The organism is Streptoalloteichus hindustanus (genome assembly GCF_900129375.1).
GTDB classification, from domain to species: Bacteria; Actinomycetota; Actinomycetes; order Mycobacteriales; family Pseudonocardiaceae; genus Streptoalloteichus; species Streptoalloteichus hindustanus.
In genome coordinates, this window is record NZ_FQVN01000004.1 from 240,364 (window position 1) to 261,782 (window position 21,419).

14 protein-coding genes are annotated in these 21,419 nt (G+C 71.9%); 6 read left to right on the forward strand and 8 right to left on the reverse strand.

Annotation, left to right across the window (positions count from 1 at the left end; all coding sequences use genetic code 11):
* Window positions 1-317: 317 nt before the first annotated feature.
* Entirely contained in the window at window positions 318-5,855 is a 5,538-nt protein-coding gene (locus tag BUE43_RS13925) for an ATP-binding protein (protein ID WP_073483138.1), read from the reverse strand.
* 659 nt (window positions 5,856-6,514) lie between these two features.
* Window positions 6,515-8,014, reverse strand: coding sequence for an FAD-dependent monooxygenase (locus BUE43_RS13930; RefSeq protein ID WP_083959671.1), 1,500 nt, complete (start codon window positions 8,012-8,014; stop codon window positions 6,515-6,517).
* A 52-nt stretch (window positions 8,015-8,066) separates the two neighbouring features.
* Here BUE43_RS13930 and BUE43_RS13935 point away from each other — a divergent pair, with 52 nt between their 5' ends.
* Window positions 8,067-8,729: a TetR/AcrR family transcriptional regulator C-terminal domain-containing protein gene (locus BUE43_RS13935; protein ID WP_083959672.1), complete on the forward strand. Its 663-nt coding sequence runs from the start codon at window positions 8,067-8,069 to the stop codon at window positions 8,727-8,729.
* Between the two features lie 137 nt (window positions 8,730-8,866).
* Here the strand turns inward: BUE43_RS13935 and BUE43_RS13940 are convergent, their stop codons facing one another.
* Window positions 8,867-9,871 (reverse strand): helix-turn-helix transcriptional regulator, encoded by a 1,005-nt coding sequence (locus BUE43_RS13940; protein WP_073483140.1) that lies wholly within the window; start codon window positions 9,869-9,871, stop codon window positions 8,867-8,869.
* 619 nt (window positions 9,872-10,490) lie between these two features.
* Between BUE43_RS13940 and BUE43_RS13945 the strand changes: the two genes are divergently transcribed.
* The gene (locus tag BUE43_RS13945) at window positions 10,491-10,973 is read left to right on the forward strand and encodes a GNAT family N-acetyltransferase (protein WP_073483143.1); all 483 of its coding nucleotides are present in this window, start codon (window positions 10,491-10,493) and stop codon (window positions 10,971-10,973) included.
* 207 nt (window positions 10,974-11,180) lie between these two features.
* On the opposite strand, the gene BUE43_RS13950 is transcribed toward BUE43_RS13945, so the two are convergent.
* From BUE43_RS13950 to BUE43_RS13965, 4 genes are all read right to left on the reverse strand, one after another.
* Window positions 11,181-11,861 (reverse strand): class I SAM-dependent methyltransferase, encoded by a 681-nt coding sequence (locus BUE43_RS13950; protein WP_073483145.1) that lies wholly within the window; start codon window positions 11,859-11,861, stop codon window positions 11,181-11,183.
* A gap of 224 nt (window positions 11,862-12,085) precedes the next feature.
* Window positions 12,086-12,892: a DNA-methyltransferase gene (locus tag BUE43_RS13955; RefSeq protein WP_073483148.1), complete on the reverse strand. Its 807-nt coding sequence runs from the start codon at window positions 12,890-12,892 to the stop codon at window positions 12,086-12,088.
* A gap of 211 nt (window positions 12,893-13,103) precedes the next feature.
* Complete coding sequence (locus tag BUE43_RS13960) at window positions 13,104-14,399, reverse strand: metal-dependent hydrolase family protein (RefSeq protein ID WP_143174157.1); 1,296 nt, start codon at window positions 14,397-14,399, stop codon at window positions 13,104-13,106.
* Between the two features lie 54 nt (window positions 14,400-14,453).
* Complete coding sequence (locus tag BUE43_RS13965) at window positions 14,454-15,935, reverse strand: glutamate-cysteine ligase family protein (RefSeq protein ID WP_073483150.1); 1,482 nt, start codon at window positions 15,933-15,935, stop codon at window positions 14,454-14,456.
* Between the two features lie 486 nt (window positions 15,936-16,421).
* Here BUE43_RS13965 and BUE43_RS13970 point away from each other — a divergent pair, with 486 nt between their 5' ends.
* The 4 genes from BUE43_RS13970 to BUE43_RS13985 all read left to right on the forward strand — a co-directional run bounded on the left by BUE43_RS13970 (window position 16,422) and on the right by BUE43_RS13985 (window position 20,040).
* On the forward strand, window positions 16,422-17,288 hold the full coding sequence (locus BUE43_RS13970) for a 2OG-Fe(II)-dependent halogenase WelO5 family protein (RefSeq protein ID WP_073483153.1): 867 nt from the start codon (window positions 16,422-16,424) through the stop codon (window positions 17,286-17,288).
* Window positions 17,289-17,332: 44 nt separating this feature from the next.
* Window positions 17,333-18,304, forward strand: a complete 972-nt coding sequence (locus BUE43_RS13975; RefSeq protein ID WP_073483156.1) for an SAM-dependent methyltransferase — start codon at window positions 17,333-17,335, stop codon at window positions 18,302-18,304.
* Window positions 18,305-18,394: 90 nt separating this feature from the next.
* Window positions 18,395-19,543, forward strand: a complete 1,149-nt coding sequence (locus BUE43_RS13980; RefSeq protein WP_073483157.1) for a histidine decarboxylase — start codon at window positions 18,395-18,397, stop codon at window positions 19,541-19,543.
* Between the two features lie 131 nt (window positions 19,544-19,674).
* Window positions 19,675-20,040, forward strand: coding sequence for a hypothetical protein (locus BUE43_RS13985; protein ID WP_143174158.1), 366 nt, complete (start codon window positions 19,675-19,677; stop codon window positions 20,038-20,040).
* Between the two features lie 218 nt (window positions 20,041-20,258).
* Here BUE43_RS13985 and BUE43_RS13990 read toward each other — a convergent pair whose 3' ends face one another.
* Window positions 20,259-21,146, reverse strand: a complete 888-nt coding sequence (locus BUE43_RS13990; protein ID WP_073483161.1) for a DUF2268 domain-containing putative Zn-dependent protease — start codon at window positions 21,144-21,146, stop codon at window positions 20,259-20,261.
* Window positions 21,147-21,419: the final 273 nt, after the last annotated feature.

The following is a 21,419-nucleotide window of genomic DNA, read 5'->3' on the forward strand; positions in this document are numbered from 1 at the left end:
GCTGGTTCGCCCCCCGTCCCCGACCCCAGTGCCCAGTGCGCGGTCACATTCCGGGAAGTGGAGAACACGACTTCGTCGAAGCCGACTGCCGGTGGCGCTCACAGATCTAACAGAGGCCGGCGCGGGACGTGTTCCTGAACCGCTTATGACCCGTGCCACGTCTACGTTCGCCCAGCTCAGAGCAGGGGGGAGACCTTCGCGAGGGAGCTGACAATGATGGCGAAGATCTGTCGGAGCGGCTTTTCCGGATCAGTCATACCGGGCGAAAGACGCGAAACCGGCCGCACCCCGGGGGGTGCGGCCGGTTTCGCGGGGGATCAGCGGTTCATGCCCTGCTCGACGGCCTTGATGATCCGGGGCCGCAGCTCGGTGACGCTGATGATCTCGTCCACCGAGCCGACCTCGACCGCGCGCTGGATGCTGTGCACCCGGTCGAACTCCGCGGCGACCTCGCCGAGCTTCTCCGCCCGGACGGCGGACTGCACCTCGGCGAGCTGGGCGGTCAGCGCCGCCCGCTCGGCGCCGCTGGCGGCCGAGACCTGCGCCTGCAGCTTGGCCACCCGGGGGTCGTTCACGGTGCGGTTGTTGACCTCGCCGGAGAACACCACGGCCGCCGCCGGGGCGCCGCCGAGCACCGAGGCGAACGAGCCCTCCAGCGCCAGCACGGTCATGTTCGGGTTGAGCGCCTTGGAGAACACCACGAACGCGCCGCCGTGGTAGCGGGAGATCACGCAGAACACGATCGGGCCGTCGAAGTTGACGATCGCCCGGCCGATCTCCGCGCCGTACTCCAGCTGGAGCTTGCGCATCGACTCCGGCGAGCCGTCGAACCCGGACAGGTTCGCCAGCACCACCAGCGGCCGGTTGCCCGACGCCGAGTTGATCGCCCGCGCGACCTTCTTCGACGACCGGGGGAACAGCGTGCCCGCGGTGTAGGTGTCCGGGCCGTCGGCCGGCGGGAAGCCGCGCCGCGGCACCGCCCGTGACTCGATCCCGACCAGGCAGACCGGCCAGCCGCCGATGTGCACGTCCTGCACCACCGAGGTGTCGGCCTCGGCCATGCCCGCCCAGCGCTCCAGCACCGGGTGGTCCTGGTCGGACAGCGCGCGCATGACCGTGCGGATGTCGAACGGCTTCTTCCGGTCCGGGTTGTGCTCCGCCGAGAAGATCTGGCCGACCGTGGTGAAGTCGCTGCCGACGACCGCGTGCGGGAACGCGGAGACGTCGCGGTCGACCGGGTCGTTCGTGACCGCCTTCCGCGGCGCGGTCTCGCCGGGCGCCACGTAGGTGTGGTCGTAGTGCGCCATCAGCACGTCGCGGGCGGCCGGCAGGTCGGGCGCCCAGTACTGCGCCTGGCCGTTGGGGCCCATCACGCGGTCGTAGCCGCCGATGCCGAAGTTGTCCTCGGCCGACACACCGCCGGAGAAGTCCAGCGACTGCTTGCCCGTGAGCACCATCGCCGAGTCCGGCGTCATCACCAGGATGCCCCTGGTGTGCATGAGCATCGTCGCCTCGGCGTTCCAGTACGGCTGGGCGCCGACGGTGATCCCGGCGACCACGATGTTGATCTCGCCGCCGCTCTGGGTGAACGTGACGATCCGCTTCAGCGCGGCCGCGACCCAGTCCATGTTCTCGGTGCCCGAGGACATCGAGATCCGCGCGCCGGCCGACAGCGCGAACCACTCCAGCGGGACCCGCATCCGCTCGGCCAGGTCGAGCGCGGCGATCACCCGCGAGCACTCCGGCTCCGACAGCGCGCCGAGCGCCTTCGTCGGGTCGCCGAGCAGCACCACCCGGGTGACGCCCTCGGGGTGCCGCTCGGTCGGCGTCGTGACCACGCCCGCGACGATCGCGGCGGTGTTCCTGCCCTTGGGCCGGTCCACCGGCACGAGCCGGCCGACGACCGAGGTGCCCGCGCCCGTGGAGGACGCGTCCGCGCTGTCGTCGAGGTCGTACTCGACGAAGCTGCCGTCCGGCCCGGCGAGCATGCTCGTCAGCTCGTACGGGTAGACGTTGCCGCGCCGGGCCGCGCGCAGCACCTTCTGGTCGTAGTCGTCCAGCGGACGCACCGGTTCGGTCGACGGCTCGCCGATGTGCAGGCGCGCGCCGTGTCCCGGGGCCAGGGTGACCCGCACGGCGACCTCGGTCAGCTCGCCGGCGTCGGTGCGCTGGCGGGCCAGGAACTGGACCTCCTCCAGCCCGGCGCCCACCGTCGTCGGCAGGATGCGCTGGACCAGCGTGTCGAGCTCCTCGGTGGTCAGCTCGGTCGACGGCCAGACGTACATCATGATCCGGTTGGTGTCGAACCGCTTGTTCTGCGGGCGCTGCGCCTGGATGTTGCGGATCGCGTCGACGCACGCGCTGACCATGTCCTCCACCGCGGGCAGCGCGACCAGCCGGCCGTCGGCCTCGCGCAGCGGCGTCAGGTCGCGGACCTGGGCCATCGCGACGAGCCGCTCGTCGGCCGGGTTGCTCTTCGCGACCGCCCGGAACAGGTAGATCTCCTCGTCGGTCGAGGGCAGCCGGGTGAGGTCGAACTCGCGCAGCCGCTCCAACTGGAGCCGCTGGGCGATCTGCGGGTGCAGGCCGCGGATCAGCCGGTCCTCCGCGAAGCCCGCGCCGTCGGGCCGGAAGGTGAAGTGGTGGTGCATCACCGCGCCGCTGGTGCCGGCGACGGTGGTGGTGATCCGGCGCACCGCCGCGGGCAGCGGGCGCTCGGCGAGCAGCTCGGCCAGCCGGACGGCCATCGCGTCGGCGTCGGGCTGGTCCTCCCAGGTCACGTAGAGGTCGGCGACCAGACCACCCTCGGCGACGCCGTCGGCGAACGCGCTGACCGCGCCGATGGCCTCGGGCAGGGCGGCGATGTCGACGGCGGTGGTGACCACGCGGGTCGCCCCCTCCGCGCCGGCGTGCTCGGCGGTGACGAACCGGCACCCGGCGGCGTCGGCCGCGGTGACTCCGGTCAGCCCCCGGTTGCCGTAGTACCGGCGGGTCAGCACCTCCAGCAGCGGGGCGTGGTCGCGGCCGGGCCGGCCGATCCGCTGGCCGATCAGCCGGACCAGCGGCTCGGAGCTGGCGACCATGGCCTGGATCCGCTCCGCGCGGTCCGGGGCGTCCGGGTGGCGGTCGAGGTGGCGCAGCTCGGCGCGGACCGCGGCGTAGACCTGGGCGCGGTTGCGGCGCAGCAGCGGCTGGGCGAACCAGCGGAACACCACACCCCTGGCCAGGTCCGACACCGCGGGGAACCGCACCTGCGTGGCCTCGACCAGGCGCTCCAGGGTGAGCCCGACGCGCTCGCGCAGCGACTCCAGCGGCGGCGCCCCGGCCAGCCACTGCCGCAGCAGCTCAGTGACGACCCGCACGTCGGCCGACATCCGCTGCTGCGCCAGGAAGATCCGGAAGACCGCGGCCTCCAGCTCCGGCGTCCGGTCCAGGTCGGCCACGCCGTAGTGCCCGAGCACCTGCCGCAGCTTCGCCTGGAACCCCTCGGGGAGGCCGGCCCGCTCGACGTCGAGGCTCTGCAGGTAGCTGTGGAAGTACTCGCGCGGGCTGTGCACCGGGCTGCCCGGCTCGACGTCGAGCTCGCCGCCCGGCTTGTTGCGGCTGAGCTCGGCCAGGTCGGCGAACACGGTGAGCAGGTCCAGCTCGCCCTCCAGCGGCCGCCCGCCCAGCTCGGCGCGCGCGGCCAGGTAGGCCGACAGCACGTGCTCGCGGTCGGCGGCGTCGCCGTCGAAGCCGAGCAGCAGGCCGCGCAGGTCCCGCAGGCCGCGCTCGACCCGGTCGGCCGAGGACGCCTCGGACGGCTCGGCGGGCAGGTCGACCTCGACGGTCTCACCGGTGGCGGCGCCGGCGTCCTCGCCGGAGCCGTCCGCGCCCTCGTCGGCCAGTGGCTCCAGGCGCATCAGCGGCGCGCCGGTCTCGACCTGGCTGCCCACCGACACCGGGCACTCGCGGACGCGGGCGCGGAACGGCGCGCGCAGCACCGTCTCCATCTTCATGCTTTCGAGCACCAGGATCGGCGCGCCCGACTCGACCTCGTCGCCGACCGCCAACGGCGTCGCCACGACCAGCGCGGGCGCGGGGGAGCGGACGACGCCGCCCTCGTCCCGGCTGATCCGGTGCGTGACGCCGTCCACCTCGACCAGGTGGGTCGGGCCGTGCGTGGCCGACACCACCCGGAACCGTTGCCCGTTGACCACGATCTGGCCGCTGTGTGCGTCGAACCGCTCGACCTCGACGTCGGCCGGGCGCACGTCGCCGCCGGCGGAGACGCCGACGCGGAAGCGCTGCTGGCCGACCCGCGCGACGCTCACGCGGTAGCTGACGCCGCGCAGCTTCAGCCCCAGCGGCCGGCCGCTCTCGTGCCGCACCTGCGGGCGTCCGCCGTGCGCGGTGGACAGCAGTCGCTGGCGGCTGACCTCCTCCTCGTCCTGGTAGGCCTCGATGGCGGCCGTGGCCAGGGCGATCGCGGAGTGCCGGTGGGTGACCAGGCGGCCCTCGTCGCGCACGCGGTCGATCCAGCCGGTGTCGGCGCTCGCGTCGACCACCTCGGGCTGGTCGAGCAGGTCGAGCACGAAGCTCTTGTTGGTCGTGCCGCCCTCGATGATCACTGTGGTGTCGGCCATCGCGCGGCGCAGCCGGGCCAGCGCCTCGTCGCGGTCGCGGCCGTAGGCGATGATCTTCGCGATCATCGAGTCGAAGTCGGCCGGGATGCTGTCGCCCTCGCTGACGCCGGTGTCGACGCGGATGCCGGGGCCGGCGGGCAGGACCAGCCGCGCGATGCGGCCCGGCGACGGGGCGAAGTCGCGGTCCGGGTCCTCGGCGTTGAGCCGCGCCTCGACGGCGTGGCCGCTCTCGACCGGCCGCTCGCCCTCCAGCCGGCCGCCGTTGGCCACGTGCAGCTGCAGCTTGACCAGGTCGGTGCCGGTGGTGATCTCGGTGATCGGGTGCTCGACCTGGAGCCGGGTGTTGACCTCCAGGAAGGCGAACAGCTTCTCGCCGGGGTGGTAGAGGAACTCGACGGTGCCGGCGCCCCGGTAGTCCACGGCCAGCGCCAGCCGCTCGGCCGACGCCTTCAGCTCGGCGATCTGCTCGGGGGCCAGCACCGGGGACGCGGACTCCTCGATGATCTTCTGGTTGCGCCGCTGCACCGAGCAGTCGCGGACGCCCAGCGCCCACGCCGTGCCCTGCCCGTCGGCGATGACCTGGACCTCGACGTGGCGGGCGCCGGTGACCAGGCGCTCCAGGAAGACCACGCCGGAGCCGAAGGCGCGCAGCGCCTCCTGGCGGGTGCGCTCGTAGGCCTCGGCCAGGTCGGCGGCCGAGGTGACCTTCCGGATGCCGCGCCCGCCGCCGCCCGCCGCGGCCTTGAGCATCAGCGGGTAGCCGATCTCGTCGCCGGCGCGCAGCGCGTCCTCCAGGGTGGCGACCTCGCCGTGGCTCCACGGCGCGACCGGGACGCCGACCTCCTCGGCGATCAGCTTCGCGCCGATCTTGTCGCCGAGCTGGCGCATGGCCTCCGCGCTCGGCCCGACGAAGGTGACGCCGATCTTCTCGCACAGCTCGGCGAACGCCGGGTCCTCGGCGACGAACCCCCAGCCGACCCACGCGGCGTCGGCCCCGCTCTCCACCAGCGCCCGCTCCAGGACGGCGTGGTCGAGGTACGGGCGGGCCGACGCCGGGCCCAGCGGGTAGGCGAGATCGGCCTCGCGGACGAAGGTCGCGTCGCGGTCGGCGTCGGTGTAGAGGGCGACCGTCTCGATCCGCGTCCCGGTTTCCGCGGAAAGATCCCGGACGGCGTGGATGAGCCGCATCGCGGCCTCTCCACGGTTGACGATGGCGACACGACTGAACACCGGCTGAGCCTCCCAAGCACCCGCGCGCAAAAGGCGACGTCCGGGTTCCGGAGCGTCGCCTGCACCTCCCTCTACCCTCCTCGATCAACGGCGAACGCACCAATGTGCCGAACCGCGCATGCCGGGCCCGCTGCGTTGTAGGGACCCCACAAAAGCGCGGTCTGGGCCACCCAACCGGCTGACGGACGGCGCGAGATCCGCCACAAAGTGACGTACCCCGCGTCGCGAGCGGCGGAGAAACAACCGGAACGGCGGAAACGGTCAGAAAGCCGGAATACCCCATTCGGGGACGGCGGCGGCCGGCGGCGGGCGGGGTGACGGCGGGCACCCCAGCGGCGCGGCCCCCGCCTGGTCCTGACCGCTGGCAGGAGCCTGCCGTCGATCTCGGCCCGGCCGAGGGGGCTGTCCCCGTGACGCCCGGCCGTTCGCGATGCCGGTCGAGTCGGGGGTGAGGGCCGGGGGACATGACAAGGCCGTACGTCTTCGCTCGGCTCTGGGAGGCTGGCGTGCCGAACAGTCCAGAGTGGACGTGTCCGCACAGGACAGACGTGCTCGCCGTGATCGGGCGGGTGGGCGCCCACCCGCCGTCGACCCCGGTTACGCGTCACCGGCCGGACAGCGGCGAATTGGTCCGCTGTGGACGGTCGTGGGCTCAGGACTCAGGGCTCGCGGTGGGTGGCGGTGAGCGCCCTGTTCGCGGCCGAGGCCAGCGCGGCGTCGTCCGGTGTGGTCCCGGCCCATGCGACGTGGCCGTCGGGACGGACCAACGCCGCGCGAACCGCGGTCCAGTCGGACCGGGACTCCGCCAGCGACCGGGAGTGCACGGTGAGCCCCGTCCGCGCCAGGTCCCTGAGCGGGCTGACGGCTCTCCCGGTCAGGTCCAGCAGGACGTACCCGTCCGCGCGCAGCAGGGCGAACAGGGAGGAGCCGCCGGGCTCGTCGCCGGCGTCGGCGAACGCGAGGTCCGGCGCCCGGGTGCCGGTCAGCGGGTGGGCCGACGGGTCCCGCGGCGGGTAGTGGACGGCGAGTCCGGTGAGGCGCTCGGCCAGCGTCCGGTTGAAGGACGGCTGGGTGGCGATCGCGCGGCTGAGCACCGTCCGCAGGTCGATCCCCTCCGGGGAGAAGCCGGTCATCAGGGCGACCTGGGCGCGGCTGCCCTCCGCCAGGTCCGCGCCGACGGGACGGCGTTCGGCCTGGTAGGTGTCCAGCAGGTCGTCGGGCGCCCAGCCGCGCAGGGTGGCGGCGAGCTTCCAGCCGAGGTTGTGCGCGTCCTGCAGACCGACGTTCATCCCCACGCCGCCGGCCGGGAAGTGCTGGTGGGCGGCGTCCCCGGCGAGCAGGACCCGCCCGAGGCGGTAGTGCTCGGCCAGGCGGGTGGCGTTGCCGAAGCGGGAGAGCCACACCGGGTCGCGCATGCCGAAGTCCCGCCCGGCGATGGCCGTGGTCCTGGCGCGGAGCTCGTCCAGGGTCAGGTCGCCGGGCCAGTCCGTGCGCAGGTCCTGGGGTGTGACGCCGACCAGTCGGAACAGGCCGCCGGGCAGCGCCACGACCATCAGCAGCCCCGCCGGCGTGAAGGCGGTGAAGCCGGGCGGCGGCGGGGTGTCGAGGGTGACGTCGCCGAGCCAGCCCAGGACCGTGGACGGGGTGCCGGGGAAGTCGATCCCCGCCGCCGCGCGCACCGTGCTGCGGGTGCCGTCGCAGCCGACGACGTAGGCGGCCCGGAGCTCGTACGGCCCCTCGGGGCCCGCCACCCGCACGGTCACCGCCGTCGGGTCCTCGGCGAGGCCGGTGACGCGGTGGCCGCGTCGGACCTCGACGCCGAGCGCGAGCGCGTGGCCTTCGAGCAGCTCCTCCGTCCGGGCCTGGGGGAGGGCCAGCGTGTACGGGAACGGGGTGTCCAGCGGGGTGAAGTCCAGCCGGTCGTCGAGCGCGCCGAAGTGGCCGCCGGGGAAGGGCGTGCCCTCGGCGAGGAAGGGCTGGTGCGCCCCGCGCGAGGCCAGGATCTCCAGGGTGCGCGGGTGGACGGTGAGGGCCTTGGACCGCTCGTCGCGCTCCGGTCGCTCCTCGATCACGGTGACGGGCACGCCGCCGAGTCGGAGCTCGGCCGCCAGCCAGAGCCCGACCGGACCGCCGCCGACCACGATGACCTGCTGTTCCACGATTCCTCCTTGGTCACTGACCAAATCAACTGCGGGGCAGTAAACTAGGTCAGTGACCAAGAAGCAAGCGGAGACCGAGAAGCAGGCCGGGGTCGAGAAGCGGACGGGCGAGGGTCGCGCCGCACGGCTCGACCAGGACACCGTCGTGCGCGCCGCCGTCGAGCTCCTCAACGACAAGGGGCTGGACGCCGTGTCCACCCGCGCGGTCGCCGACCGGCTCGGGGTGCGGATGAACACGGTCCTGTGGCACGTCAAGACCAAAACCCGGCTGCTGGAGCTGATGGCCGACGCCGTCGTCGGCGAGATCCGCCTCGACGACCTGCCGGAGGCGTGGGACGAACGGGCCCGAGAGCTCGCCCGTCGCCACCGCCGAGCGCTGCTCGCGCACCGCGACGGGGCCGCGCTGGTCACCGGCACCTACACCCCCGAGCCGCACACTCTGCGCTTCGCCAACGCCCTGGTCGGCGCCCTGCTCGACGGCGACATGCCCGAGCGCGAGGCGGCGTGGACAGCCTGGGCCGTCACGTACTTCACCCTCGGACTGACCCAGGAGGAGCAGGCCGCGCCCCAGTCCCCGGACGACCGCCTCACCCGGGCGGTCTCCGCGGCGAGCCACCCCGCGCTGCTCCGGGTGCTCCCGCACCTCGACGCCGCGTCCTTCGACGAGCGCTTCGAGCACGGCCTCTCGGCTCTCCTCGCCCCTGGCCGGCCCTGACCGCGTTGAGGTCGGAGGTGACCTGGCGCGGAGCGGGTGCGACTCCACTGTGGACTGACACCGGGGACTGACACTGTGGACCGACACCGGGGACGGTCGGGAGCAGTGCCCGAGCAGCGCGCCCACGGGGAGTTGGATCAGTCCGGCTCCGGCACGCGTCCGGTGGGGTCCGGCACGGCGTCGGCGCAGGTGGCGAGCTGGCGGGCCAGCGCGCGCACGTGGTCGCGCAGGGCGTCCGGATACTCGATCACGAACGGGCGGTCCAGCCAGGCGAGCACGGACGGGACCCGCTCCAGCCGCTCGGCGCGCAACCGGACCCGCACCCACCCCTCGTCCCCAGTCGGGATCTCCTCCACCGTGGCGATCCCGGCCGGGAACAGGCCCCGGACCTCCTCGACCGCGCCGCGAACCCGCACCGACACCTCGTGCGCGTAGGGCACCTGGGCGAGCCCGGACAACACGCGGGCGGCGGGGTCGAACCCGGCGGGCACCTCGAACGAGCCCGGCAACGCCGTGGCGGCCTCGATCCGGTCCAGCCGGAACGTGCGCACCTCACCGCTGTCCGAGTCCGCCCCGGTCACGTACCAGCGCCCGGAGTGGGCGACGATTCCGTACGGGTGCACGTCGCGTTGGCTGCGCCGCCCGCCCCAGGCGGTGTAGCTGATGGCGACGGGCTGGCGGTGCCGTGCGGCCTCCGCGAGCGTCAGCAGCACCTCCGTCTCCGGGGTCGACACGGAACGCGCCGGCGCGGTGAAGTCGGCGGTCGCCAGCAGGGCGTCCAGCCGGCGGCCGAGCGCCTCGGGCAGCACGCGGCGCACCTTGGCGGCGGCGCTCTCCATCGCGCTCACGGACGCGGTCACCAGGCCGGCCCGTCGGCCGGTGACCAGGCCGAGGAGCACGGCGACCGCCTCGTCACCGGTGAGCATCAGCGGAGGCATCCGGTAGCCCGGCGCGAGCCGGTAGCCGCCGTACCGGCCCCGCACCGACCGGACCGGGACGTCCAGGTCGACCAGGTGGTCGACATAGCGCCGAACGGTGCGCTCGTCCACGCCGAGCCGCCCAGCCAACTCGGCGACGGTGCGGGTGCCCCCGGACTGCAGGATCTCCAACAGGGCAAGCACCCGAGCGGTAGGTCGAGTCACCCCGAAAGTCTTCCACGACATTGGACAGAACCCGCCCGGTAACCACCCTGGAGAAGAACATGTGGGGGATTGCGGCCAGCAGGTCGTCGTGGCTATGAAGAGCCAAGATCTCTTGCTTGATCGGTAGGTGAGGGACGCGTCGACGACGCCCCTCTGGGACCAAGTGCTGGCCCACGCGGGAGCCAACTGAACGGGGACGGGGACACGTGGTGCACTGCGACGAGTGCTGCTTACGAGTGAGCCTGAACAAGGACAGGACACTGCCGAAGCACTATTCGGAAACGACGCATGGTGTCCTCGTCCATAGGGAACAGAAGGAGTGTCCCGGGTCGGGTACCACTCAGTTCACCGCCGACGGTCAACTGCTCCGGAGGTGCCGACGGCCACGGAGCAAGAACGTCTGCCCGTGCTGCGGGCGCAAGGCGCTCACGCTGAACAAGAACGGCAAGTTTCCCAAGCACACGGCGCCCGACGGCAGGCGATGTTCGATATCAGAGGCCAACCACCCTCGCTGACGAGCCGATCAGACCAACGGCGACCTCGCAGCGCGTCAGTGGTCCTGGTGATGCCGCGAGACGGCTCACCACGTTCTGTTGGAGCAGTGCGGCAGAATCCCGGCATGGTGCGGCTGCGAGTGCTCACGACTGCTGACTGGCCATTGTGGCGGGATGTCCGTCTCGCCGCGTTGGGCGAGGCTCCGCACGCGTTCAAGTCGCGGCTCGCGGACTGGCACAGCGGTGGGGAGGCGCGGTGGCGTGCGCGATTCGAGTTGCCCGAGACCCACAACATCGTCGCGTTGCTGGACGGTCGGGCGGTGGGCATGGCCTGTGGGCTGCTCGGGGACGGCGGTGTGTGCGAGCTGAGATCGGTGTGGGTCGGCCCGGAGGCGCGAGGTCGTGGTGTCGGGGGCCGGCTGATCGTGGCGGTCGAGACCTGGGCGCGGCAGTCGGGTGCCACCTCGCTGAAACTCGCGGTGTTCCCGGACAACGAACCCGCCGTCGCGCTCTACCGCCGCAGTGGTTTCGTTGACACGGACGAGCTCGGAGACCTGTTGCCCGACGGCGTCACCAGGGAACGGGTGATGGCGAAGGCGCTTCGCTGACAGGACATTCCGAGTTGAGCGGGAGGGCGCTCCGGCTCGGTCTCAGGATCTCGCCCCTCCTGAGCGTCAAGTCCGGGGGAACGCGAAGTTGCGGGACACCGGCTCCAGGAGTGGGGGACAGGGAACTCGCGTCGCCGAACACGTGGGTGTTCCTCACGAGCGGTCTCGGACGGTCACCGGTTGGGTGCGCCGTCGACCAGGCGGGCGTCAGGTCTTGACGACGATCGGGGACACGATCGTGGGGCTTCGCCAGTACAGGCATCCGGGCGGCGGGCTCACCCGGCACAGCCGCCACGCGATCTCCCGGAAGCCCGCCTTCCGGAGCCGTCCGCGGTGTGGCTCCAGGGAGGTGGCCTCGTCGGAGTAGTAGGTCAGCACGCCGCCCGGTCGCAGGAGGCGGTGGGCCTCGGCGAAGAAGGCGAAGTGGTTGCCGTGCACCTCTTCCCGCGCCAGCGGGTACGTGTCGAACAGGATCCCGTCGAAGGACTGGTCGCGGAGGCAGGGGCAGATCGCCTGCCAGAAGCCGAGCATCGGGAGAACGGGGTGCTCGGCGGTGGCGCCGAACGCCAACAGCTCGGCGAACACGTCGCGGTTCGCCTCGATGACCACGTGGGTGTCGATCGGTTGGCGCTGGATGTGGCCCGCGGAGATCCCCAGACCGAAGCCCACCTCCAGCACCCGCCCGCGCCGGGACGTCGCCACGACGGCGAGGTCGCGCATGTACGGGTCCTCCCAGCGCTCCATCACGGGGTGCCCCAGGATGCGCAGCCCGTGCTCGCCGTACTCCGCCGTCGCCTCGACCCACTCCTCCCGTGCGTCCGGGAAGCCGATCGCGTCCCGGGTGCGCGCGGTCGCGGCACGCGGCTGGGCAGAGTCGACAGGTCGCATCGTCGGACCTCGTTATCGCGCGCGTTCCGACTGGAAACACGCGTGGGCCGCGCCGCCGTCTGGAATCGGTGGCTTCCTGACACGAGGCTGCACCGGGTCCGTTCCTTCGAAACGTGTTTCCCTCGAACGAGTGAGCAGCAAACGCGCGTGACCTGGGCGTTCGCCCCGCGCCGACAGAACCAGCCGACCGCCCCAGCACACCAGCGAGGGTTGCCCTCGGCGCGTCACCGGACTCCGTTGCCCACGCTGGCGAACATCGCGCGCACGTGGGGCTCCAGGGCGCGGTCCCTCTCGATGCCGATCCACCGCCGGCCCAGCCGTTCGGCGGCGAGGCTGGCCGCTCCGGTGCCCGCGAACGGATCGAGGACGAGGTCACCCGCTCGGGACAGCAGTTCCACGAACATCATCGGGAGCGAGACGGGCCAGCGTTGCCGGTTCGGCTCGAGTCCGGTCGCGGCCAGAGCGCGCTCGTAGGCCCGGTCGGCCTCGTCGGCGGCGCCGAACTCCAGGAGGTTGCCACGCAGGTGGTCGACGTAGGGCGGCCGTCGCAACGCCGCCGCGTCGTAGTACACGTCGTACGTGCGTGACATGACCCAGATGGGCAGGACCAGGTCCGCGGCGCGCGCGGGGCAGGCGGGCGTGAGGCGTACCGGTTGCGGCGTATAGCAGTAGAAGTCCTGGATGAGACGCCATCCGGAACCAGCGAGGGTGTGGATCGCTGCCGCGTGCTGCACGGCCTTCCCCGGCGCGTCGGTCAGCCAGGTGGCGCCCAGCTCGAAGACGAGGGAACCCGTGGGGCGGAGGATGCGGGCGAACTCCGCGCAGAAGGGGCGGAACCACCGCACGAAGGAATCCCCGGTGTGATGTCGCTCCGGGATCTCCGCCGGGCCGCCGAAGGGCGGCGAGAAGAGCAGCAGATCCACGCTCGCGTCCGGGATCGTCCGCATCAGGTCGAGGCTGTTCCCCCAGTAGTAGACGCCGTGCTTCGCCGTGATGCGACAACGGTCGTGCTTCGCCAGCAACTCTGTCATCCGATCCACCCACCACTGTTCCCGCCGTGGCTGTCGTGACGGGTGCCCGGGTAACCCTCCTCGCGGCCATCACCCGCTCAACCTCCAGCTTCAGCGATGTGGGTGACGTGGGAGTGGAGACCTCTCCGCTGCGGAACAAAGAGCTGTCACTGAACAGATGCAAACGTGTGCGTTGTCGGGGTGGGATCAGGACTACGCCGCCGTTCTGTCCTCACTGCGGGAACCGTCGGATCACGCCTGACTGCATCACGAAGTCGACCCGCCCCATGATCTCCAGGTCCTGGAAGGGATCACCTGGTACCGCGACGAGGTCGGCGACACACCCTGGGCGTACCCGGCCCAGTTCCGGGCGCCGCAGGAGGTCTGACGCCGTGCTCGTCGCGGCGCGCAGCACGCGGAGGGGACTCAGCCCGATGCTCGTCATCGCGGTGAACTCGCGCCAGTTCTCGCTCGCCATGTCGCCGCTGGCGTCCGAGCCGAGGACCACCCGGACCTCGCTGTCGGACAACGCGTTCATGAAGGTGCGCATCTGTTCGGCGTGCTGTCGGAACTGCGTGCGGGCGAAGTCGGGTTTGTCGGCCCAGAAGTCGTCGTCGTCGAGCCGGGTCAGGTGGGACAGCGGGCGGTGCAGCGTCGGCACCAGGAAGATCCCGTGCTCCTCCAGGAAGGGCAGGATCGAGGGGGCGCACAGGCTGGCGTGCTCGACGGAGCGCACTCCGGCCCGGACGGCGCGTCGGACGGCCTCGTCGACGAAGGCGTGCGTGGTGGTGGGCAGGTTGAGGTCGCGGGCGGTGCCGACCAGCGCGTCCACCTCCTCCTGGGAGTAGGCCGTCCAGGTCGGGTCGTCGCCGCTGGTGCTGAACCCGCCGCTGGCGGCGAACTTGACCCAGTCGGCGCCGGCCCTGGCCTGCTCCCGCACCCGGTGCCGTATCTCGTCGACGCCGTCGGCCAGCGTCCCGATCTCCGCGCCGTAGCGGCGACGCAGCACCGGCATCTTGTCGCCGTGCCCGCCCCTGGCGGAGATGATGTTGGGCGCCACGACCATCCGCGGGCCGCGGATCACGTCCTGCTCCTGTGCGTCGCGGAGGTCGACGGTGGCGGCCAGCTCGGCGGTGCCCAGGTCCCGGACGGTGGTGAACCCGTTGGCGAGCAACATCCGCATCGGGGGAAGCGCCCGCAACACCTGGGCGGTGACGGGTGAGGTGTTGAAGGTTTCGGCCATCACGTGGACGTGGCAGTCGACCAGACCGGGCAGGAGCGTGTGCCCCGGCAGGTCGACGACCGCCGGCGCGTCGGGCATGTCGGTTCCGGTGCCGGCGGACTCGACGCGTCCCTCGCGGACGAGGACCCAGGAGTCCGAGGTGGGGTGCGCGCTGTCGCCGTCCCACAGCCTGTCGGCGGTGATGACGCAGTCGAGCGGCTGCCCGGTGATCGCGGAGGGTTGTGTCCGCCCGTGAACTCGCAACTCGGGAGACGACATGCCGGGGATGTCGGGGTGTTGGGGCATGTGCTTCTCCCTCCGGCGGGCCGGTCACGTTCGTCGCCCCCGCGTTCGTCGCTCTCAGGGCCAGGTGTGCACGGGCTGGCCGCTGGTGCTCAGATCGATGTAGCGGACCACCAGTTCGCGCAGCGCGGCCTCGACGGACATCCGCTCGGCGAGGTCGGCGAAGGTGCGTTCCTGCCACTGCGCGCCGGTCTGCCCCCGCCGGGTCCGGTCGGCCATGACGGACAGCAGTTCGTCGGACTCGCCCGAGTCGATTCCCAGCGTGCGCAGACCCTTGACGGCCAGCGGGAGCAGACGCGGGACCAGGTCCGCGGCGCTGGTGACCGTGGGATCTCCGCTCGACGCCTCCGTCGGCCAGTGCAGTCTCGCGGCCAGCCCGTGCGCGGCGGCCGCGTAGAAGTTCTGTTGGGCGTAGTGGAAGGGAAACCGCGGGGTCAGGTCGGCGACGTGGTGGGCGAGATGGGTGGCCAGACCGAGCAGGAACGCGGTGTTGGCCATCATGTCCACAGTGGTCGGTCCGGCCGGCAGCGGCCTGATCTCGATCCTGAGGTGGCCCGAGCCGACGGGGTCGTACACCGGGCGGTGCCACGGCCACACCGTGCCGCGGTGCAGGCACAACTCCGCCAGCCGCGGCGTGCGGCCGGCGTCCAGAGCCGCGGAAGGGTCCTCTTCGGACAGGTTCGGCAGCATGACGTCGTGGCAGCGGACGATCTGCTCGAAGCTCTCCACGGGGCCGTGCCGCAACCAGTCCTGGCCGAAGCCGATCCGGGGACGCAGCCCCGGTTTGACGGCGGCCCCGTCCCGGTCGCCGATGGCCTGCTCGTGCAGGGTGATCCGGGTTTCCCGCCACAGCCGCTGTCCGAACAGCAGGGGGGAGTTCCCCGCCGCCGCCAGGACGGGCGCGATCGCGAGCTGCAGCGCGTTGTGCACCGCGACGAACTCGGCGGGTTCGACGCTGAGGTGGATCTGGCAGGAACAGCACGCGGCCTGCACCGCGACGGAGTGCGACCAGAACTCGCAGTGGTCCTGCCCGGTGATGCCGACGCGGAACGGGTCGGTCCGCCGGTGGCCCAGGGCGCGCTCCAGCGTCTGGTACCGGTTCAGTTCGGTCATGTTCTCGTGCCGCAGGTGCCGACGCCGGAGCGTGGGCAGGATGCTGATCAGCACGGGTCGGGCGTCCACTTCGGAGGCCGCTGCGGACACCAGCCGGAGCAGGTCCTCCATCTCCGCGCGCATCATCCCCAGCGAACGGCCGGCGACGGGGCGGGGGGTGAGGTTGAGTTCCATGTTGTAGCGGCCGACCTCCATGCCGACGCGGTCGTCCGCTGCCGCCGCCCGCACGGTGTCGTTGTGCGGGGCGGGGGCCGCGTCGCCGTCGGCGAGGAACAGTTCGAGCTCGGCGCCCACGGTGGTGTGGGGCTGCCCGAACCCGTCGCGGTCCAGCAGTGCCGCGAGAACGACCAGGGACTGCTCAAGCCGTTGTCGGAACCGGATGTACTCGGACTCGGTGAAGTCCCGCCAGCACACGTCCTGTCCCATCCCGGGCTCCTCACGTCCGGTCCGGGTGCCGGGAGCGAGACGCGGGCACCGCGCCGCACCCGGGTGGTCTTGCGTCGTGTGGTGCCGCACCGAGTATCCGTCCACAGTGGGCGTCCGTCCATGCCGATCGCGCGGGCGCGGGCAGGAGTGGGCGGCGGGCGGAGCGCCACGCGGCCAGAAGCACCCGTTCCGGTTGTTCTCGTTTCGGTGGACGGGTACCGGGGCACGCCAGCAGTCGGATGCCGCACGGAGGAGCTGAGCGACGGTACGTGGCGGTTCAGCGAAGCGCGAGTCGCCCATCGGCGGTCGCGGCTTGTTCTCCTCGCGGCCGAACCTCGCGCGTCCCGACACGCGTGCCACCCGTGGACGTTCCCGAGGCATCCCCCCAGCGGACAGGCGCGACGAGTCACGACGACACCGCGCGGCGCCTGCCGAGAACTCAAGAGCTGAGAGCTGAGAGCTGAGAGCACCGAAGGACAGAAGGACATGGCGAAGACGCCCAGGGCGCGGGACGGCAGACTCCGCGTCACCGGCTGGTCCGGCGACACCCGGTACTTCCGTTTCGCCGAACGCGACGAGTTCGATCCGCAGACGGTGAAGGACGTGCTCGACGGCGCCGTCGCCGGCGTCATCTTCCGCGGCGTGATCGCCCCACCCGTGTGCCGGGAGCTGGCCGAGCGGTTCTGGGCCAGTCCCCGGCGTCGCCGCCGCAGCAGCGAGGCGCCCAGTTACTACATCGGCGCCTACCACTACGGCAAACCCACGCAGCAGTACCTCAGCGAGGCGGACGAGACAGCCTCCGCCGTCGACGATGTCCTCGCCGGCCCCGACGACCCGGTCCGGCACTTCACCCAGGCGCTGGCACAGGTCCTCGGTGAACAGGGCACGACGCTGCGCCGTGCCCGGCACGGGCCCCAGCAGGCGGGGCGTGTGTTGCTGCGCTCCTGGCACGCCCACGGCGAGTACGCGTTGGAACCCCACGAGGACCTGTCCCAGTGCACGGACCCGCGCCAGCACGACTTCGAGATCCAGCGGGTGGCGCGGCACCGGGTCTGCGCGGTGAACATCTGCCTGGAGAACGGCGACGGCGGCCGGCTCGTCTACTGGAACATCCAGCCGGACAGGGAAACCAGGACTCGGCTGGGCGTGCGCCACACCGGAGCGCCCTACCCGGTGGACCAACTCGACGGCGTCGAGCGCCAGTGGATCGAGGTGGGGCAGGGGGACCTCTACGTCTTCAACGGCTCGCACATCCACGCCGTCGAGCCCTCGACCGAGCCCGGCCAGCGCCGCACGACCGCGGCCAGCCTGCTCGGGCGCGTCGACCGGAACACGGTGGTCACCTGGACCTGACCACGCCGCCCGACTTCTTCTGGAGCGCACGGAGATGGTGAGTGATGAGCGACCGTCCCGCCTTCCAGCTGTTCCGCGGTTACGCCGCGTCCGCCGTGTTGTCCTCCCTGCACATGGCGGGCCTGATCGGGCCGCCCGACCGCACGACGTCCGAACAGCACGTCGACGTGCCCGACACCCGCGGCCGTCCCGTTGTCCTCGCCTGCCTGGAGTACCTGCGCCGCCACGGCCTGGTCGACGGGGAGGGCCAGCGCTACCGGCTCACCGAGGCCGGCTCCTCGGTCTACCGGGACGCCAGCTACCTCGTCTGGTTGCACGGCGGCTACGGCCGGGTTCTGGCCCAGCTACCGGAACTGCTGACCGGGCGGGCCTTCTTCGGCGTCGACATCACCCGGGACGGGCGATGGGTCGCCGACGCCTCCGCGCTGATCGGCCGGATCGACTTCGTCCCGCAGGCCATGGAGATCCTCGCCGACGTCGACTTCACCCGCGTGCTGGACCTGGGCTGCGGCAACGCCCGGTTCCTCCTGCGGGTGTGCCAGAGGTTCGGCGCGGTCGGCACCGGCGTGGACATCAGCCTCGAGGCCTGCGAGCGGGCCCGGCGCGAGGTCGAGGAGTCCGATGTGGACGGACGGGTCACGATCCGCTGCCAGGACGCCGTCGACCTGGACTCGATCCCCGGGCTGGCCACCACCGACCTCGTGGTCACCTTCGCGCTCCTGCACGAGATCCTGCACCAGGGCCTCGACGTCCTCGTCGGGTTCCTGACGCGACTGGCCGACGCCCTGCCCACCGGGGCCCGGCTGCTGACCCTGGAGGTCGCGCCGGCCGACCCGGACGCGGTCCACGACGGCTGGGCTCCGGAGTTCACCCTGGTGCACGCCCTGATGGGCCAACGCCTGTTCACCGCGCGGCAGTGGACCGAAGCCCTCCGAGAGGGCGGTTTCCGGACGCGGTCGGTGACCTACCCGCCACTGCCCAACGGCATGTTGCTGTTGGCGGAGAACACCCGCTGACCAGGCGCCCGCGGGCGTCGGCGTCGGCTGTGTCGGCGCGGGCCACGACGGCGTCGGCCCGGTCGCCGGCCACAACCCGCTGGAGGAACGGTGCCCACGAACCCGGAGGATCTCCGCATTCCCGAGCGAGCCGACCAGGTTCCCGAGAGCGATGACCTGGACCTGTTGCGCGACCTGGCGGAGCGGGTCCGACGCCAGGAGCTGAGCATGGTGGGGTTCCCGGTCAACCTCGGCTTCGACTACCGCCACCTCGCCGACTTCCTGGCCCTGCACCTCAACAACGCCGGCAGCCCGGGCGAGGCCAGCGACTACACCCTCGACAGCAAGCCGTTCGAGCAGGCCGTCGTGCGGTTCTTCGCCGAACTCGCCGGCGGCGACCCGGACGCCACCTTCGGCTATGTCACCCACGGAGGCACGGAAGCCAACCTCTTCGCCGCCTACGTCGGCCGCGAACGCCACCCCGAGGCCGTGTTGTACGCGTCGGCGGAGGCGCACTACGCGATCCCGAGAATCTCCCGTGTGCTCCGAATGCCCTACGTGACAGTGGAGAACAACGCCGAAGGAGCCATGGACCCCGACGCGCTCCGCCGTGAGCTGCGCAGCCGCCCGCACCTACCCGCGCTCGTGATCGCCACCGTGGGCACGACCGGGCGCGGTGCGCTCGACGACGTCGCCGCCATCCGCCAACTCGCGGACGAGGAGGGCGTCACCGCGTTCGTCCACTCCGACGCGGCGTTCGGCGGCCTGCTGGCCGCCTTCGCCCAACCCCCCTTCCCCTGGGGCTTTCCGGCCGGGGCCGACAGCGTGATGGTCACCGGCCACAAGATGGTCGGCCTGCCGTTCCCGGCCGGCGTCGTGCTCGCGCGCGGCTCCGACGTGGAGATGATCAGGCAACCCGGGGCGGCGGTCGGCAGTGCCGACGACACGCTCAGCGGAGGCAGGAACGCGCTGTCGCCGCTCATGCTGTGGTACGCCCTGCGCCGGCTCGGGCGGGAGGGCCTGGCGCGTCGGGTGCGGTACTGCCTGGAGGTGACCGACTACGCCGTCCGCCGCCTGGCCGAGATCAACCAGCATCCCAACCGGGCGCCCGGCGGCAACGTGGTCCTGTTCGACCTCCCCTCCCTGGAGGTCATGCGCGAGTGGACACTGCTCAACGAGAACGGGCGGGCGCACCTGGTCGTCATGCCCCACGTCACGCGGGAGCACGTCGATCAGCTCTGCGCCGCCCTCCGGCCGTGACCCGCTGTCACGGGCTGGGCTCGGGCGTCACCCGAGGGCGGCCGGTGTCTCGCCCAAGAGGCGAAGAACGTGTCACCCACACAGGTTCAGGTGTGTGTCACGCGGGGGTCGGGCAGGACTACCGTTCCGCCATGACGCGTGCTGGGGTCGTGTTGGGCGGCTACCTCGCGACGGTTCACCGGTTCGTCACGCAGCGCGGCGAGACCAACGACACCGACCGGCTCTGCACCTCGGGCCGCGCTGTCCTGACGGGCGACGGTCTGGCGTTGATCGCGTTCCTGCACGCCGCCCGGACGTACCTGACGGTGCACCAGGCTCCGGAGGAGGTCTGGCGGTGGCACGAGGCCGCGCTGACCGTGGTGATCGACCTGGTGATCGACGGCGCCACGTTCCAGCGCCTGGACGAGGACCTCCGCCAGGGCCTGGTGACCACGTACCACGCGGCCAGCGGCCGCGGCCCGGAATGCGGCGACAGCGCTGACCTCGCCTGCCGGTGAACCCGCGCGCGGCGCCGCCGACCAGGTCCGACCGGGTTCGGCAGGGTTCGGCAGGGGAGCGGTGGTCGTCGCTGCCCCTGATGTTCCAGGTCCTGCACGGCGACGTGGACCAGGAAGTCGTCGTCGCCGGATCTTCGGCAAGAACGGCGGTGGGGTGGGCGGCGTCATCACCGCCCACCCCGCCCCCGTCTCGCGCGGCGCCGTCGTGCCGGACGCGGTCACGCGTTGGTCGGCACGCCCGCGTTGCGGAGGATCTCGCGCGCCGGCAGGGCCACGCTCTGCGCCGCGGTCAGACCGGTCGCGGCCAGGTGGGCGTCCACGATCCGCAGACCCACCGCGTACCCGGCGAAGTCCGGCAGCCCCACCGGCTCCTGCCCCATGTGCCGGGCGGTGGCGTCGCCCATCACGTACGGGAGCAGGTTGTGCATCCCGGCCAGGTCGATGTCGGCGGTGATCCTGTCGTAGGCGCGGTCCAACTCCGCGCCGGTCAGCCGCTGCGACCACGGGCCCACGGCCTGCTCGCCGGCCAGCTCCCGCACGAACGCCTCGGCCAGCCCCTCGGCGACGACGTGCTCCCCGACCGTGACGGTCGCCGGGTTCCAGACCACGTTCGCGTAGCGCACGTTGTGGTGGAGCTCGTGCGCGGCGCAGTAACCGATCTTCTCCAGGCTGGTCTCGGTGGGCCACATGACGAGCTGGATCGCGCCGGGGAACCCACCCATCCCGAAGTAGCCCTCGCTCCGGACCGTCAGGTGGTCGTCGTCGGGGTTGCCGAGCACGAGGACGACGTGCACGGTCTCGGCGTGCCTGGCGTCGGGCACCGCGGTGAGCCGCGCCGCGGCGGCGGACAGGGTCTCCTCGATCCGGCGCCACACCCCGGCATCCCGCATCTGGTGCAGGGCGGACGCGTACCGGGGGTCGTCCTGGTCGATCCGGAAGCCGCTGCCCATGGTGGTGTGCATCTGGACCAGGTCCACATCACCCATCACGGCCATCGCGCTTTCCAGCGGGCTGAGCATCTCCCGCAGGGCGTCGGCCCGCTCCGCCACCGGTCGCCGCAGGAGGTCGAGGGTGGCCGACGCCGTGTCGTGAACAACGATCTTCATGGCCCAGGACCGTAGGGCCTCACGTTACGGGAGGGTCAAGCCGAGCGGACCGGGTCGCCGCTGGCGGTTTCTCCACACAGGACACTGGTTGGTCCGACATGGACTGGTCGCGCAAGAGTGTGGTGGGGTGGAGAGTCGCGTTGTCCACTGTGAACGGTCGCTGTCTGATCTCTCCGTGAACTGCCTGTCTCCCACAGCGTGTTCGAGCAGAACAGTGGGAGATTCACGTCATGGGAACAGGCTGGTCCGGCCCGCCTTCACGGTGCCGGACCA

What these genes read in the sequence shown, in the direction of transcription:
- BUE43_RS13945 (WP_073483143.1), top strand. Translation starts at nt 10,491, where the DNA reads ATGGTGCGGCTGCGAGTGCTCACGACTGCTGACTGGCCATTGTGGCGG.
- BUE43_RS13950 (WP_073483145.1), bottom strand. Translation starts at nt 11,861, where the DNA reads ATGCGACCTGTCGACTCTGCCCAGCCGCGTGCCGCGACCGCGCGCACC.
- BUE43_RS13955 (WP_073483148.1), bottom strand. Translation starts at nt 12,892, where the DNA reads ATGACAGAGTTGCTGGCGAAGCACGACCGTTGTCGCATCACGGCGAAG.
- BUE43_RS13960 (WP_143174157.1), bottom strand. Translation starts at nt 14,399, where the DNA reads ATGCCCCAACACCCCGACATCCCCGGCATGTCGTCTCCCGAGTTGCGA.
- BUE43_RS13965 (WP_073483150.1), bottom strand. Translation starts at nt 15,935, where the DNA reads ATGGGACAGGACGTGTGCTGGCGGGACTTCACCGAGTCCGAGTACATC.
- BUE43_RS13970 (WP_073483153.1), top strand. Translation starts at nt 16,422, where the DNA reads ATGGCGAAGACGCCCAGGGCGCGGGACGGCAGACTCCGCGTCACCGGC.
- BUE43_RS13975 (WP_073483156.1), top strand. Translation starts at nt 17,333, where the DNA reads ATGAGCGACCGTCCCGCCTTCCAGCTGTTCCGCGGTTACGCCGCGTCC.
- BUE43_RS13985 (WP_143174158.1), top strand. Translation starts at nt 19,675, where the DNA reads ATGACGCGTGCTGGGGTCGTGTTGGGCGGCTACCTCGCGACGGTTCAC.
- BUE43_RS13990 (WP_073483161.1), bottom strand. Translation starts at nt 21,146, where the DNA reads ATGAAGATCGTTGTTCACGACACGGCGTCGGCCACCCTCGACCTCCTG.